Origin of the sequence: Microbacterium ureisolvens, from assembly GCF_019511645.1 — a bacterium.
GTDB lineage: Bacteria > Actinomycetota > Actinomycetes > Actinomycetales > Microbacteriaceae > Microbacterium > Microbacterium ureisolvens_A.
Map to the genome: position 1 here is coordinate 42,155 of NZ_JAEUAX010000016.1, position 14,831 is coordinate 56,985.

Annotated in this window: 13 protein-coding genes; 1 reads left to right on the forward strand and 12 read right to left on the reverse strand. The window is 71.6% G+C overall.

What is annotated here, in order from left to right; all coding sequences use genetic code 11:
* Positions 1 to 36 precede the first annotated feature (36 nt).
* The 8 genes from JNB61_RS18565 to JNB61_RS18600 form a co-directional block, all read right to left on the reverse strand.
* Positions 37 to 765 (reverse strand): TSUP family transporter, encoded by a 729-nt coding sequence (locus JNB61_RS18565; protein WP_220340606.1) that lies wholly within the window; start codon positions 763 to 765, stop codon positions 37 to 39.
* 3 nt (positions 766 to 768) lie between these two features.
* Entirely contained in the window at positions 769 to 1,572 is an 804-nt protein-coding gene (locus JNB61_RS18570; protein WP_220340607.1) for an alpha/beta hydrolase, read from the reverse strand.
* A 123-nt stretch (positions 1,573 to 1,695) separates the two neighbouring features.
* On the reverse strand, positions 1,696 to 2,850 hold the full coding sequence (locus JNB61_RS18575) for a mannitol-1-phosphate 5-dehydrogenase (RefSeq protein WP_220340608.1): 1,155 nt from the start codon (positions 2,848 to 2,850) through the stop codon (positions 1,696 to 1,698).
* Entirely contained in the window at positions 2,850 to 3,287 is a 438-nt protein-coding gene (locus JNB61_RS18580; RefSeq protein ID WP_220290903.1) for a PTS sugar transporter subunit IIA, read from the reverse strand. The genes JNB61_RS18575 and JNB61_RS18580 overlap by 1 nt, the downstream gene beginning before the upstream one ends.
* Before the next feature lie 164 nt (positions 3,288 to 3,451).
* The gene (locus JNB61_RS18585; protein ID WP_220340609.1) at positions 3,452 to 5,011 is read right to left on the reverse strand and encodes a PTS mannitol transporter subunit IICB; all 1,560 of its coding nucleotides are present in this window, start codon (positions 5,009 to 5,011) and stop codon (positions 3,452 to 3,454) included.
* Positions 5,012 to 5,056: 45 nt separating this feature from the next.
* Positions 5,057 to 6,730, reverse strand: coding sequence for a phosphoenolpyruvate--protein phosphotransferase (ptsP, locus tag JNB61_RS18590; RefSeq protein ID WP_220340610.1), 1,674 nt, complete (start codon positions 6,728 to 6,730; stop codon positions 5,057 to 5,059).
* A 3-nt stretch (positions 6,731 to 6,733) separates the two neighbouring features.
* Positions 6,734 to 7,012, reverse strand: a complete 279-nt coding sequence (locus JNB61_RS18595; protein ID WP_045300983.1) for an HPr family phosphocarrier protein — start codon at positions 7,010 to 7,012, stop codon at positions 6,734 to 6,736.
* A gap of 42 nt (positions 7,013 to 7,054) precedes the next feature.
* A complete protein-coding gene (locus JNB61_RS18600; RefSeq protein WP_220290897.1) occupies positions 7,055 to 7,408 on the reverse strand; it encodes a PTS sugar transporter subunit IIB in 354 nt (117 codons plus the stop codon).
* A gap of 131 nt (positions 7,409 to 7,539) precedes the next feature.
* On the opposite strand from JNB61_RS18600, the gene JNB61_RS18605 reads away from it, so the two are divergent.
* On the forward strand, positions 7,540 to 9,474 hold the full coding sequence (locus tag JNB61_RS18605) for a BglG family transcription antiterminator (protein WP_220290896.1): 1,935 nt from the start codon (positions 7,540 to 7,542) through the stop codon (positions 9,472 to 9,474).
* A gap of 284 nt (positions 9,475 to 9,758) precedes the next feature.
* Here the strand turns inward: JNB61_RS18605 and JNB61_RS18610 are convergent, their stop codons facing one another.
* From JNB61_RS18610 to JNB61_RS18625, 4 genes are all read right to left on the reverse strand, one after another.
* The gene (locus tag JNB61_RS18610) at positions 9,759 to 10,709 is read right to left on the reverse strand and encodes a hypothetical protein (protein WP_220340611.1); all 951 of its coding nucleotides are present in this window, start codon (positions 10,707 to 10,709) and stop codon (positions 9,759 to 9,761) included.
* A 229-nt stretch (positions 10,710 to 10,938) separates the two neighbouring features.
* Positions 10,939 to 11,523 carry a GNAT family N-acetyltransferase gene (locus tag JNB61_RS18615; RefSeq protein ID WP_220340612.1) on the reverse strand — a complete coding sequence of 195 codons (585 nt, stop codon included), beginning with the start codon at positions 11,521 to 11,523 and terminating at the stop codon, positions 10,939 to 10,941.
* Between the two features lie 237 nt (positions 11,524 to 11,760).
* A complete protein-coding gene (locus JNB61_RS18620; RefSeq protein WP_220340613.1) occupies positions 11,761 to 13,902 on the reverse strand; it encodes a phospho-sugar mutase in 2,142 nt (713 codons plus the stop codon).
* On the reverse strand, positions 13,899 to 14,732 hold the full coding sequence (locus JNB61_RS18625; RefSeq protein WP_159845782.1) for a purine-nucleoside phosphorylase: 834 nt from the start codon (positions 14,730 to 14,732) through the stop codon (positions 13,899 to 13,901). Before JNB61_RS18625 ends, JNB61_RS18620 begins: the two co-directional genes overlap by 4 nt.
* Positions 14,733 to 14,831 lie beyond the last annotated feature (99 nt).

The window sequence follows — 14,831 nt, forward strand, 5'->3', positions numbered from 1 at the left end:
GCGTTAGTCGGAATTAACCGAAATTTCCCGCTCGCCTCACACGAAGACTGCCAGGATGCCCCGTACGAGCACCACCGTCGCACCGGCCCACGCGATGGCGAGCATCGCCGCCCGGGCGATCCGCGGCGAGACATTGCGCGACAGGATCGTGCCGATCGCGATGCCGGCGATCGTGGCGACCACGAGAGTGCCCACGTCTTCGATGGGGGAGACCGGCAGCCCGCGCAGCACGACCGATGCGATGCCGAACGCGAGGAAGATCACCTGCACGCTGGCCGCGAAGCGCCGCTGCGGCCACTTGTCGCCCACCGCGTACGAGGCCAGCGCCGGGCCGGAAAGGCCGCTCGCGGCGTTCATGAATCCGGCCGCCGAGCCGGCGACGATAGCGCCCGGGCGGCCCGACAGCGATGCCGAGAGCGCGGGGATGCGGCTCGCGACGAGTGCGAAGTACGCCATGGCGGCGATCAGCAGCAGCAATGCGGACTCGGGCAGCAGGTGCACGAGGAGCACGCCGAACGGCGACGCCACCAGGCCCGGCCAGATCAGCCACCAGGTGCGACGCCATTCGACGTGCTTCCACACGAACGGAACTGCGGTGCACGCTGCTACGAGCGCGAGCAGCACGGCGATGGTGACGCCTTCGACGGGGCCGTAGAGCAGCACGATCGGCCCCACCAGCACCAGCACGAACCCGAGTCCGGTGATGCGCTGGATCACCGCCGCGACGAAGGTCGCGATCCCCGCGAGCACCAGGGTGAGAGCCACGTGCTAGCCCTGGGCGAGGGCGAACGATCCGACGAGCTCGGTGAGCTGGTCGCGCATGTCCTCGTCCGAGATCGTCGGCGTGTTGTCGCCGGCCTGCAGGCCGTAGTCGCCGAACGAGGAGTGGCTCGCGCCCGCGATCTCGTGCATCTCGGCGTCTGCGGGGAGGAGGTGCCGCGCGTCCGCGATCTTCTGCGGTGTCGAGAGCCCGTCCTCGCTGCCCGAGACGCTGATCACCGGGAGGCCGGACTGCGACAGGTCGGTCGAGCAGTACGAGCCGAACAGCGCCAGGCCGTCGGCATCCGTCGCGAGCTGGCATGCCCGCACGCCGCCGAGCGAGTGCCCGCCCACCAGCCACCTGTCGACGTCGGGTGCGAGGCCGGTGAACGTCGACAGCGGCCTGACGTCGAAGAACGCGAGGTTGAGCCAGGGCTTGGTGATGACGACGGTGACCCCGTCCTCGACGAGACCCGACACCTTGTACGCGTAGGCCCACGGGTCGACCTTGGCGCCAGGGATGTAGACCAGCCCCACATCGGCGGACTCCCCGGCGGGGGAGAGCACGATGCCCGCGTCCGTGTCGGTGATCTCGATCGCCGGGTTCGCCGTCACCTCCGCGAGCGGCTCGGCCTCGGCGCCCATCACGCCGACCTGGCTCCAGATCAGGATGCCGGCGACCGCGAGCACGATGAGCGCCCCGATCGAGCCGAGCACCCACCACAGGACGCGCAGCCCACGCCGGCGCGGCTTGGTCGCCGAGTCGGAGGTGGTGTCGGGCGAGGTCGCGGAGTCCGGTCCGGGCTGGTTCACCGACTCAGCGTACGCGGTGGCCGCAGCGAACCGCGGGTTCGGGGCGCACGACGTGCGTTCGGGGCGCGCGAGGTGCGCCCCGAACGATCCCGGTGCGCCCCGAGCGCGGCATGCCCGGGGCGTTCAGACCCCGAGCTCCGCCTGCCGGGCGGCGACGACGGCCTCCACCTTCGGGAAGAGCGGATGCTGCGGCTCGAGGCCCGTGACCGACGCGGTGAAGGACGCAGCATCCTGTTCCCGGAGCATCCGCTGCAGGTCCACCGACTGGGCATCCTCGGTGTCGTCGAAGGCGAGCGCCGCACCCATCGCGGCGACCAGCGCGTCGACCTCGAGCCCCCGCTCGGCGGCCTCGGCCGCGGGTCCCACGAACCGCTCGTGCCGCGAGAGCTTGCGCAGTGGCTGACGGCCCACGCGCCACACCGTGTCGGGCAGAGCCTTGTTGCGGAAGCGACCCAGGATCGTCGCGCGGTAGTCCGCCAGCGACGCGGCGTCGAGTCCGTGCTTGGCCTCCAGCAGCGCCGACGTCTCTTCGAGGGCAGCCTCGACCCGCGACGCGATGCTCGGGTCGGCGAGCGCTCCGGCGATCGCCTCGACGCCGGCCTGAGCGCCGAAGTACGCCGTCGCCGCGTGCCCCGTGTTGACCGTGAAGAGCTTGCGCTCGATGTAGGGCGCGAGGTCGTCGACGAAGTGCGCGCCCGGGATGCTCGGTGGGTCGTCGCCGAACGGCGGCCGCTCGATCGCCCACTCGAAGAAGGGCTCGACCGTGACGTCGACGCCCGCGCCCTCCGGCTGGGCCGGCACGATGCGGTCGACGGCGGTGTTGGCGAACACCGCGCGCGACGAGATCGCGTCCCACGCGTCGCCCGCGAGCGCCCTGATCTCGTCGCGGAGCAGGTCGGTGGCGTTGATCGCGTTCTCGCACGCCATGATCTGAAGCGGCGGGCTCGACGGGTCGCGCAGCGCCAGTCCTGCGACGATGTGCGGTGCGACGAACTTCAGGATGGTCGGCCCCACTGCCGTCGTGACGACGTTCGCCACAGCGATCTCGTCGATCACCTTGTCGGGGTGCTCGGCGCTGTTGATGGCCTTGAAGCCCGTCACCACCGTGTCGCGACCGCCCTCGCCCACCTCGTGCACCGTGTACCGGGACACGCGGTTGATCGCGTCGACGAGCGGTGCGGCGACGTCCGAGAAGACGAGCTCGTACCCGCCCTCGTGCAGGAGCAGCCCGACGAACCCTCGCCCGATGTTGCCGGCCCCGAAGTGGACGGCCTTCATCACACGCCCGCCGCCGACACCAGGCCGAACAGCTCCTCCGGCGTCTGCGCGGTCTTGAGACGTTCGACCTCGTCCTCGTCCGAGAACAGGATCGCGATCTGCGACAGGATCTCGAGGTGCTCGTCGCCCTTGCCCGCGATGCCGACCACGAACGTCACGGGGTTGCCGTCCCAATCCACACCGCCGTCGTAGCGCACGACCGAGAGCGCGGAGTCGAGGATCTCTCCCTTGGTCTCGTTGGTGCCGTGAGGGATCGCGAGCTCGTTGCCCATGTAGGTCGACACGGTCTGCTCGCGCTGGAGCATCGCGTCGTAGTAGGCACCCGTGACGGCGCCCGCCGACTGCAGGATGTCCGCCGCCTCCCGCATCGCCTCGTCGCGCGTCGCGCCGCCGGAGTGGATGCGCACCTGGCCGATGCTCAGAACCTCGCGTGCCATGTTCTCGCCTTTCTCGTCGTCCGTCTGAAGTCGTTCGTCTGAAGATGTCGTCGGTGGAGATACGGATGCCGCGACCCGCCGCCCGTTCCGGGCAGCAGGGCGCGGCCGTGCCGAGAGCGGTGGGACCGAGGGCTCGCGCCCGCCCGGCCCCACCGCGGTCTCAGCTACGCGCTTCCATCCTCGTGCTGGGCGCGGACGAGGTCCACGACCTCGTCGTAGCGCGGAGAGTTCATGAAGTTGTCGACCGACACGTGGACCGAGCCCGGCGTCTTCTGCCGTGCGCGGTCGGTGAGCTGGTTCTGCGTGATCACCAGGTCGGCCGAGGCGTCCAGGGCCGCGATCGCCTTGTTGGTGACAGTGACGTCCTCGATGCCCGCCTTCTTGATCTTGTTGCGCAGCACGCTCGCGCCCATCGCCGACGAACCCATGCCCGCGTCGCACGCGAACACGATGTTCTTGATCTCGCGCTCGGTCATCGTGGCCGGCTCGATGCCGCCGTCCGCGCTCGTGGCGGCGCCGCTGCGCAGGCCGTCCAGAGCCGCCGACGACTTGCCCTTGGCCGCCGCGGTCTGCGTGATCGCCGCGCCGAAGGCGTCGTCGGTCGCCGCCATGGCCTCGAGGTCGCGCTTGCGCGAGGCGCGGAGGATGACCCACGAGATCACGAACGTCACGGTGGCGGCCAGCACCACCGAGAGCAGGACCGCGACATAGGAGTTGTTCGCGACTTGCGCGATCACCGCGAAGATGCTGCCCGGTGCGGCCGGCGCTCGCAGAGCGCCGCCCAGGAGCATGTTCGTCGTGACGCCGGTCATGCCGCCCGCGATCAGCGCGAGGATCAGCATGGGCTTCATCAGCGCGTACGGGAAGTACACCTCGTGGATGCCGCCGAAGAACTGGATCACCGCGGCGCCCGGGGCGGAGGCGCGCGCGGCGCCGATGCCGAAGAACGTGAACGCCAGCAGCAGACCCACGCCGGGGCCGGGGTTGGCCTCGAGCAGGAACAGGATAGACGACCCGGTCTCGGCGGACTGCTGGATGCCGAGCGGAGTCAGCACGCCGTGGTTGATGGCGTTGTTCAGGAAGAACACCTTCGCCGGCTCGATGATGATGCTCGTGAGCGGCAGCAGGTTCATCGAGACGAGCCAGTCGACCGCGGTGCTCAGCGCCTGCATGATGCCGTTGACCAGCCACGCGATGGGGTAGAAGCCGATGATCGCCAGCACGAAGCCCCAGATGCCGGCCGAGAACATGTTCACGAGCATCTCGAAGCCGGCGCGGATCTTGCCCTCCCAGAGGTTGTCGAGCCACCTCATCGAATAGGCGCAGATCGGCGCCATGATCATCGCGCCGATGAACATGTGCACCTGGCCGAGCTGGTTGTCGGCCGGCAGGCCGGCGTTGATCTGGGCGATCAGATAGTCCGACCCGGCGATCGCGCCGAACGTGCCGATCGAGGCCACCACACCGCCGCGCACGCCGTAGATGATGTTTCCGCCGGTGTAGGCGATCAGGATCGGCAGGAGGTAGTGGATGAAGGGCCCCACCAGCGTCGCGAGCGCCGGGACCGGGGTCCAGCCGACCGCGATGAAGAACGCGGTGAAGATGCCCCACGCGATCAGCGCGGGGATGTTCGGCATGATCATGCCGGACAGGAACGTGCCGAAGCGCTGGACTCCGACCCGCGCCCTGCTGGTGCCCGATGCGGGCACAGACGCCGTTGTCATTTTGCTGTCTCCCTTGTGTGTGGGTGTCCGGGCCGCATCGGCGGCCTAGCGGGTGGCCGCTTGCTGGGCTGCGGACCGGGCGGATGCCGCGTCGTTCGCGGCGAGGGCTGCGGAGGCGATGTCGCGCGCCTCGGCGATGGTGTGTTGGAGAAGGGCGGCACGCACGTCGGCGAGGGCCGTGGGTGCCATGGACAGGCTCGTGGCGCCCAGGCCGACGAGCACGACGGCGAGCAGGGGATCTGCCGCCGCCTCTCCGCAGATGCCCACCGGCTTGCCGTTCGCGGCGCCGGCGTCGCCGACCTCGCGGATCAGGCGCAGCACCGCAGGGTGCCACGGGTCCTGGAACGACGCGACCGACCCGAGGAGGCGGTCTGCGGCGAGCGTGTACTGCGTGAGGTCGTTGGTGCCGATGGACGCGAAGTCCGCGTCCACCAGGATGCGGTCGGCCAGCAGCGCCGAGGACGGCACCTCCACCATGACTCCGGCGGTCTTGATGCCGTAGTCGCGTGCGAGGCCCGTGAAGTAGTGGGTCTCCTCGACGGTGGCGATCATGGGCGCCATGACCCACAGATCGGCCTCGGTGGCGGCATCCGCTTCGGCAAGAGCGGTGAGCTGCTCGCGCAGGATGTCCTCGCTGGCGCGGAGGGCACGGATGCCGCGGAGCCCGAGTGCGGGGTTCTCCTCGTGCGCGTCGTTCAGGAACGCGAGCGGCTTGTCGGCGCCGGCATCCAGCACGCGAACGACGACCTTCTTGCCCGGGAACGCGGCGAGGAGCTTCGTGTACGCCTCGCGCTGCTGCTCGACGGTGGGAGCCTGGTTGGAGCTGAGGAACAGGAACTCGGTGCGGAACAGACCCACGCCCTCGGCGCCCAGCGCGACCGCGTCCGTCGCGCCCTCCGGGTTGCCGAGATTCGCCAGCAACGGCACCTTGGTCCCGTCCGCGAGGGCTCCATCGGTGAGGGGAGCGGATGCTGCGGCCGCACGCGCGTCGGCGCGATTCTGCGCCCGCTCGAGCTCCGCGGCGGTCGGCTCGGTGGTCACGACGCCGGCTGCGGCATCCACGATCACCATCTCGCCCTCGCGCAGGCCGGTCGCCGAGGTCGCGCCGACGATCGCGACGATCGACTTCTCGCGCGCGAGGATCGCGGTGTGCGAGGTGGGGCCGCCCTCGGTCGTGACGAGCGCGAGAACCTTGTCGAGGTCGAGCAGCGCCGTGTCGGCCGGGGCGAGATCCTTCGCGACGAGCACGAAGGGATGCCCAGGGTCGGGCACCCCGGGAGCCGGCACGCCGCGGAGGCGCGCGATGACCCGCTGCGCGACGTCGTCGAGGTCGGCCGCGCGCTCGCCGAGGTAGCCTCCCATCGCGGTGAGCTGATCGCGGAACGATGCGAACGCGTCGAACACCGCGAACTCGCCCGTCTTGCCCTGCGCCAGCCGGGCGGCGATCTCGTCGGCGAGCGTCGGGTCCTCGGCCATCATGGCCTGCGCCTCGAGCACCTCCTGCGCCGCTCCGCCGGCCTGCAACCCGCGGGCCTCGAGTTCGCGCGCGACCGCGGCGACAGCATCCGTCACCCGCGCCTGCTCCTCGTCGGCGCCCAGCGTGCTCGGTGCGTCGGACGGCGCCGGCGCGGGCTCTGCCATGCGTGCGACGGGTCCCTGGGCGACGCCCAGTCCGATCCCCACACCCCTCAGCTCTCGCGAGACGATCTGCTCGGTCATGGTTCAGGCCTCCGCGTCGTGGTCGGTGGTGAGCAGTTCCGCGAGCGTGTCCAGCGTCGACTCGGCGCCGTCGCCGTCGGCGGTGAGGGTCACGTAGTCTCCCTGCTCGATGCCGAGCGCGATCACGCCGAGGATGCTCGCCGCGTTGACGGGGCTCCCCGCATCCTTCGCGATGGTGATCGGGATGCCGGCATCCTTGGCCGCCTGCGCGAACAGCTTCGCGGGACGCGCGTGCAGACCGTGCGCCGATCCGATGCGGACGGTGCGGGAGATGGGTGGCATGTCGTGACCTCTCTGTCTGGTCGTGATTCGTCGTGGTGAAGTTCAGGGGGTGGGAGGCGGCGCCGCATCCGCGGCCGGGAGCGGCCCCCCGGGGCTCCCGATCGCGGCGCGGACCAGGGCGAGTGTCCGCGTGCCGTCCCGGTCTCCGAAGATGTCGGGGGGCAGCAGCACCACCGTCGTGCCTCGCGCGGCGGCGTCCCGCTCAATGCGCTCGAGCGCATGGAGCAGGTGCGGACCGACGAGGACGACGTCCGCGGCATCGAGATCGATCGGAAGCGACTGCTCGGTGCCCGCGAAGGCGGAATAGTCGAGTCCCTCGGCGTGGGCCGCATGACGCACGCGCTGAGCGACGAAGGTGCTCGAGGCACCCGCTCCGCAGACCACCAGGATCCTCATCGACCCGCCTCCTCGTCTGCCCATTCTTGTGAGAACGCTGGGAGGGGACAACCACTCCTCCTTCCGCAGGGGCGGAAACGCGGAGAGCGGCCGACGGCCTCGGGCACCGGCGCGCGTGGTTGACTGGGCGTGTGACCCGAGCCCGGCAAGATCGTGTGCTCGGACTGCTCCTGCGCGACGGCGACTGGGTCACGGCATCCGCTCTCGCCGACGCGCTGGGGGTGACTCCGCGCAGCATCCGGTCGTACGTCACCGCCGCCAACGCGCGCGTGGCGCCGGGCGTGGCGGTCGAGTCCGGACCACAGGGCTACCGTGCCGGATCCGACGCCGCTGCGGCGCTGCGGGCGGGCGGTGACACCGGCACACCGCGGGACCGGCTGCACACCCTCGTGCGGACGCTCCTCGACGCCCCCGACGGCATCGACGTGTTCGAGACCGCCGACGCCCTGCACGTGTCGCCCGCGACCCTCGACGCCGACCTCGCCCGCGTCCGCGGGCTGCTCGGCGGCACCGAGCTGACCCTGGAACGCTCCGCGTCCCGCGCGCGGCTGCGCGGCACCGAGGGCGCCCAGCGACGCCTGCTCTCGAGGCTCGCGCACGACGAGATGGACGCGGGGTCGTTCGACCTTGCAGCGCTGCGCCGCACGCTCGGCGAAGGGTCGGTCGGCGCGCAGGCGTTCGGCCCGTTCAAGACCGAGCTCGTGGCGCGCCTCGGTGACCTGGGGTGGTTCGTCAACGAGTTCGGCATCGCGGATGTCGTGATGCACATCGCGATCGCGGCCGACCGCACCTCGCGCGACCGCCCGCTCGACGCCGTGGGCGGCGCCGTGCGGGAGCGACCGACGCAGAACCAGGTCGCCGGGATCATCGCGGAGCTCTCCGAGCGCCACCTCGGCGTGAGCCTCGGCAGCGCGGACCTGCAGCACCTCGCGACGCTGGTGCTGACGCGCGTGGTCGCACCCGACGGGCACGAGGACGCAGCATCCGCCACTGCGCCGTCGTCCCTCGATCCCGAGGTCGAGGCCGTCGTGCGCGAAGTCGTCACGGCGGCGGCCGACGAGTTCCTCGTCGACATCGCGCACGACGACTTCGTCGCGAGGCTCGCGCTGCACGTCCAGAACCTGCTGCACCGCGCACGCGAGCAGGCGTGGTCCCGCAACCCCCTCACGCGGTCGCTGAAGTCGACGTACCCGATGATCTTCGAGGTCGCGGTGTTCATCGCGAGCCGGCTGCAGCAGCGGCTCGGCATTCCGCTGCCCGACGATGAGATCGCGTACATCGCCATGCACGTCGGGGGTCGGCTCGAGCGCAGCCGCCGCGCCGACCAGCTGCTCACCGCGACCATCGTGTGCCCGGGCTACTACGACCTGCACGAGCTGCTGCGCTCGAGCGTCGACCGTTCTCTCGGGCAGCTGGTCGAGGTGGTCGGCGTCGAGACGCGCGTCGATCCCGACTGGGCGTCGATCGACACCGACCTCGTGCTGACGACGATCGACCCGCCGACGACGACCGACCGGATCGTGCGGATCCAGCCCTTCCTCACCGACGCCGACGTCGAGCGCGTGCAGTCCGCCGCCGGCCGCATCCGGCGCTCGCGCCGCCTCGCCCGGCTGCGCGCGGAGCTCGAGCGCTACTTCGAGCCGTCCGCATTCGTGCGCGGCCTCGCCGAGGGCGAGGGCGAGGAGGGCGTGATCCGCGGCCTCGGCGCGCTGCTGGAGGCGCGCGGCGTCATCGACGCCGAGTACATCGAGCGCACCATCGAGCGCGAGCGCCTGTCGTCGACCGCGTTCACCGACGCGCTGGCTGTGCCGCACGCCCTCGAGATGACGGCATCCCGCACCGCCATCGCGATCGGCATCGCCGACCCGTCGATCCCGTGGGGCGACGGCCGCGTGCAGGTCGTGGCGCTGGTGGCGTTCTCCGAGACCGACCGTGAGGCGTTCCAGACCGTGTTCGAGCAGTTCGTCGAGGTGTTCAGCGAGCGTGACAGCGTGCAGCGCATCGTGCGCCGCGGCACCGACTTCAACGCCTTCCTCGACGAGCTCGTCGCGGTGATCGACGGCTGAGCCGCAGCATCCGTCCTCCATCCCCGGCGATGCTTCGCGGTTGGGTTTGCGCGCCGGTTTGGGGCGCGCGGGGAACGTTCGGGGCGCGCGTCGCGCGCCCCGAACACACGCGGTGCGCCCCAATCGGGACGGCGCGGTGGACGGATGCTGCGCGCCGCTGTCTCGCCGCGGGCAGTGCGGGTCGCTGCGGTTGGTTTGCGCGGGGGTTTGGGGCGCGCGGGGGACGTTCGGGGCGCGCGTCGTGCGCCCCGAACGCACGCGCTGCGCCCCAGACGCGGACTGGCTCAGCGCGGCGGACGGATGCTGAAGGCATCGAGCCGGGTCCGCAGGTCGGCGGCGGTCGCGATATGCGGCCACCCCCACCGGGCGTAGCGGCGCCGGGTCGTTCCGCGGATCCAGTCCTCCCGCTGCTTCTCGTCGTCGAGGGCCTGCGATGACGTGCGGCCGTCGAGCATCTTCCCGTCGACGTACTTGATCGCGCCGTCGAACTCGCCGAAGGCGTTCGAATCTTCGAGGCCGAAGTCGACGTAGTACGGATGGATGCCGCGCCCCGGCACCGCAACCTGAAGCTCGATGCTGCGGAAGCCGATCTCGCGCAGCCGAATCCGGCTGATGCTCTCGCCCGGCAGTTGGGCGCGTCCGTCTGCGAAGTCGAGGACGCGACGCGCCCGGGTGAGGCCATGAGCGGATCGCCTCGCGATCATCAGCACCTCCTGTCGAAACCCCGCCGCCCCGTCGACGTCGTACTCACCGGGAGCGGTGACGAACTGCTGGCGCAGCGCGGCGTCGGCGATAGTGACCGCCTGCTCGAACGAGGCGGTTCGGGCGACATCAGAAACAGTGCGCGTGAGCGAGGTGGCCTGCAGTCCGTCGATTTCGACCACGTCAGCGTCCTGGAGCTCGCCACGGTGGCGGATCACGCCACCGGCAGGGCCCGGCCGTGCCTCCGGCGCGATCACGTGCACCCGGCGTCGATCCGCGCGATAGAGCGCCAGCCCGTGTGCGGCCGCGGCCGTTTCGTGCGAGACCACGGGCGGTGCGGGGGAGCTCAGCGTAAGGGCGCGCGCGCGTGCGACGACGCGGGCCTCCGGCTTCGCGGCGTCCCACGCCGCCTTATCCACGTACACCCCGATCCGCAGCCGCGTGAGCTCGCCGGCTGCGATCGCCGCGGTGAGACGCCGAGGCGTCATCGCGTCGAGGAGTTCGCCGCGGCTGAGCAGGGTGAGGGAGGTCACATGCCCGAGTCTCCGACGAATCGTCCGTGCGCGTGACGCTTCAGCCCCAGTCTGTGGACAAGACCACCCTGTGGAGGAGGCCTGCCCGCGGTCACAGCATCCGTTCTCCCGTACCTGCATCCTGCGTTCGGGGCGCGCGGCGATCGTTCGGGGCGTGCGCCGCGCGCCCCGACTGCACGCGGTGCGCCCCAACCCGGAGGACGCCCCGGCTACGCCGTGCGCCCGGAGGTCAGCCGCGGGCGAGGCGCTCCGTGAGGTCGAGGCGCACCGCGGGCCATTCGGTCGGGAGAATCGAGAAGACCACGGTGTCGCGGAGGGTGCCGCCGGGACCGAGGCGGTGGTTGCGGAGGACGCCGTCCTGCTTGGCGCCGAGGCGGGCGATCGCCGCCCGGGACTGGCGGTTGTGCCAATGCGTGCGGAACTCGACCGCGATGGCGTGGCACTCCTCGAACGCGTGCGTGAGCAGCAGCAGCTTCGACGCCGTGTTCACGAAGGTGCGCTGCGCCTCGATCCCGATCCACGTGTGCCCGATCTCGACGTGCCGGTTCGCCTGGTCGATGTTGCAGAACGTGGTCTCGCCGACGACCCTCCCCGTGTCGAGCCGTCGCACCGCCCACGGGTTCATGTGACCCTCGTCCCGCCAGGCCAGGCGCTGTGCGACATCCGCCGCGATGCCCTCCGCGCGCGGCACCGACGTGTACCAGGTGTGCTCCAGACCCACCGCCGCGGCGGCCAGGTCGGCTTCGTGGTCGGGGGAGAGCGGTTCGAGGCGGACGTACGCGTTCTCGAGGATGATCGGCGCGGTGAGGAGCATGCTTCGAGCGTAGAACCGAGCCGACGCCGCTCGCGCTGGGTTCCTGGCGCGGGTCTCGGAGGATGACGGATGCTGCGGCCCGCGGCATCCGTCGTCCTCCCGTGGTCCGTGCCCCCGTGCGCCCCCGGGTTCGGGGCGCACGGCGCACCCTCGGGGCGCACGCGGCGCGCCCCGAACGCACGCTGCGCGCCCCGAACGCACGCGGCGCGCCCCGAACACCGGGACCAGGACTGAGCGTCAGCCGCCGTACTCGGCGAGCAGCGCGCGAGCGCCGTCGGCGAGGGCCGCGATGCGCGCGGCCGCGTCGTCGCGGGACTCGCCTCGCACGTCGAGGTACAGCTTGAGCTTGGGCTCGGTGCCGCTCGGGCGCACGATGACCCTCGAGCCGTCCGCGAGCCACAGGCGCAGCACGTCCCCGGGCGGCAGGTCGTCGACGCCGTCGAGCAGATCGTCGATGCGATCGACCGCGACCTCGCCGACGGCGGACGGATGCCGCTCCCGCAGCGCCGCCATGATCCGGGCGATCTGCGACACGTCGTCGACGCGGATCGAGACCTGGTCGCTCGCGAACGCGCCGAACTGCTCGTCGAACTCGGTCAGCAGATCCGCCAGCGTCGCGCCGCGGCCGCGGGCCTCCGCCACCATGCCGAGCATCGCGACCGCGGCCGAGACGCCGTCCTTGTCACGGACGGTGGCCGGGTTGACGAGGTAGCCGAGCGCCTCCTCGAAGCCGAACACGATGCCCGGCGCCCTCGAGATCCACTTGAAGCCCGTGAGCGTCGCATGGAAGTCGAGCCCGTAGTGCTCGGCGACGACCTCGAGACCGGGGGACGACACCAGCGAGCACGCGAGCGAGGCTCCCTCGGCGGGGCCGTCGGCCGTGGCGAGCCGCCCCGCGCGCCAGCCGAGCAGCAGGCCGATCTCGTTGCCGGTGAGGCGGCGCCAGCCGCCCTCGGCGGACTCGTCCGGAACGGCGACGGCGAGCCGGTCGGCGTCGGGGTCGTTCGCGATGACGAGCTCCGCCCCGGCCTCGCGCGCGGCCTCGAAGGCGAGGTCCATCGCGCCCGGCTCCTCCGGGTTCGGGAACGCCACCGTCGGGAAGGCTCCGTCGGGCTCGAGCTGAGCCGCGACGGGCACCGGGGCGGGGTAGCCCGCCGTCTCGAGGATTCGCGACAGCGTCTCCCAGCCCACCCCGTGCATCGCGGTGTACACCCACGTGAGGCCCTCGGCCCCGGGGGGCGCGGGAGCGACCGCGGCGGTCGCGGCGATGTACGCGTCGACGACGTTCTCGGTGGCGAGCTCGAACCCGAGCGAGCGCGGGACCGTGCTGATATCGCCCGCCTCGGCCACGCGCTCGATGTGCGCGGCGATCTCGGCATCGGCGGGCGAAACGATCTGCGAGCCGTCGTCGGCGCCGCCGAGGTACACCTTGTAGCCGTTGTCGTCGGGCGGGTTGTGGCTCGCCGTGACCATGACGCCGGCGGCGGCGCCGAAGTGCCGCACCGCGAAGGCGAGCACGGGCGTCGGCAGCAGCCGCGGCATCAGGATCGCGCGCAGTCCCGCGCCCGCGAAGATCTCGGCGGAGTCACGCGCGAACACGTCCGAGTTGCGGCGCCCGTCGTACCCGATCACGACGATCGGCGCATCGTCCAGGATTCCGGGCACCTCGGGCCCTTCGGCCTCGAGCGCGTCCGGCGACGGGGTCTCGGTCAGCTCGGGCGCCGACGGCTCCGCGAGTGCCTCGGAAACGGATGCTGCGCCGTCATCGTCCGGCGCGGCATCCGCCGTCTCGCCGGCGTCCGCGCCGTTGCCGCGCTTCCCTGCCTCCGCGTCGCCCGAGCGATCTCCGGCCTCTTCGTGAGCGGCGCCGGCATCGCCGTGAGCCGGTGTCTCGGCGTCCCGGTTCGCGGGCTCGTCGCCCGGCTCCACCGGCGTGTCATCGCTCGACGCCTCGCCGGCGGACCCCGCGGATGCGACCACGACGTCGTCGTTCGTCGCGCTGTCATGGGCGGCGGCCGCAGCATCCGTGTCGCCCTCCCGCGCGCCCGAGGCGGCCTCGACGCCGACCGGTGGGAGCCCGGCCTGCTCGCGCACATACGCCGCGAGCCCCGCGGCGGCCTGCGCGACGAGTACGCGGTTCATGCGGTTGCTGCCGGCGCCCAGGGCGCCGCGAAGTCCCGCAGTACCGAAGGCGAGGCGTGTCGAGAAGCGGTCCTGGAGGTCTTCGACCGCCGCGGGGTTCCCCGATTCCGCGGCCTCGATCAGCGCACGAAGCTCGGCGCGGGTCTCGCCGTCGGGGTCCTGTGCGAGCCACGCGTGGGCTTTCGCGAGGACGTCGGCGGCAGCATCCGTCCCGCCGTTCGGGTCCCCGCCGTTCACAGCGCCCCGATCACGCGCGCCAGCAGCGACGAGATGACCGGCTCGGCCTCGCGGCCGGCGTCGAGCACCTCCTGGTGGCTGAGCGGGGTCTTCTGGATGCCCGCCGCCATGTTCGTGATGAGGGAGAAGCCGAGGATCTCCATGCCCGCCTGCCGCGCGGCGATCGCCTCGAGCGCGGTCGACATGCCGACGATGTGACCCCCGAACGACTTGACCATCTGGACCTCGGCGGGGGTCTCGTACTGAGGTCCGCGGAACTGCGTGTACACGCCCTCGTCGAGGCTCGGGTCGATCGAGCGGGCGAGGTCACGCAGCCGCAGCGAGTACAGGTCGGTGAGGTCGATGAAGGTCGCGCCCTCGAGTGGCGTGTCACCGGTCATGTTGATGTGGTCGCTGATCAGCACCGGACGCCCGGGCGTCCAGGTGTGCTTGATGCCGCCGGCCCCGTTCGTGAGCACCATCGTGCGCGCGCCCGCGGCGGCTGCCGTGCGCACGCTGTGCACGACGCGGCGCACGCCGTACCCCTCGTAGTAGTGGGTGCGGGCGCCGATCACCAGCACGCGGCGGCCCTTCGGCGTGACGATGCTGCGAAGGGTTCCGACGTGGCCGGTGAGGGCCGGTGCGCTGAAGCCGGTCACCTGCGTGGCGGGGAACGTCGAGGTGGTCTCGCCCAGGAGTTCCGCCGCCCTGCCCCAGCCGCTGCCGAGCGTGAGCGCGATGTCGTGACGCTCGACGCCGGTGATGCGGGCGATGTCCTCCGCGGCGGCGGCGGCGACCGCGAAGGGGTCTGCCGTGGGGTCGTCGAGAGGATTGCCGGTGGTGTCTGACATGGGACCACTTTAGGAACGGACGGCGACGAGAGCCAGCGAAGCCGCCTTCGCACGCGCCCGGGAGTGTCGCCGTGTCGTTGCCAGGCCTGTCGGCAGGGG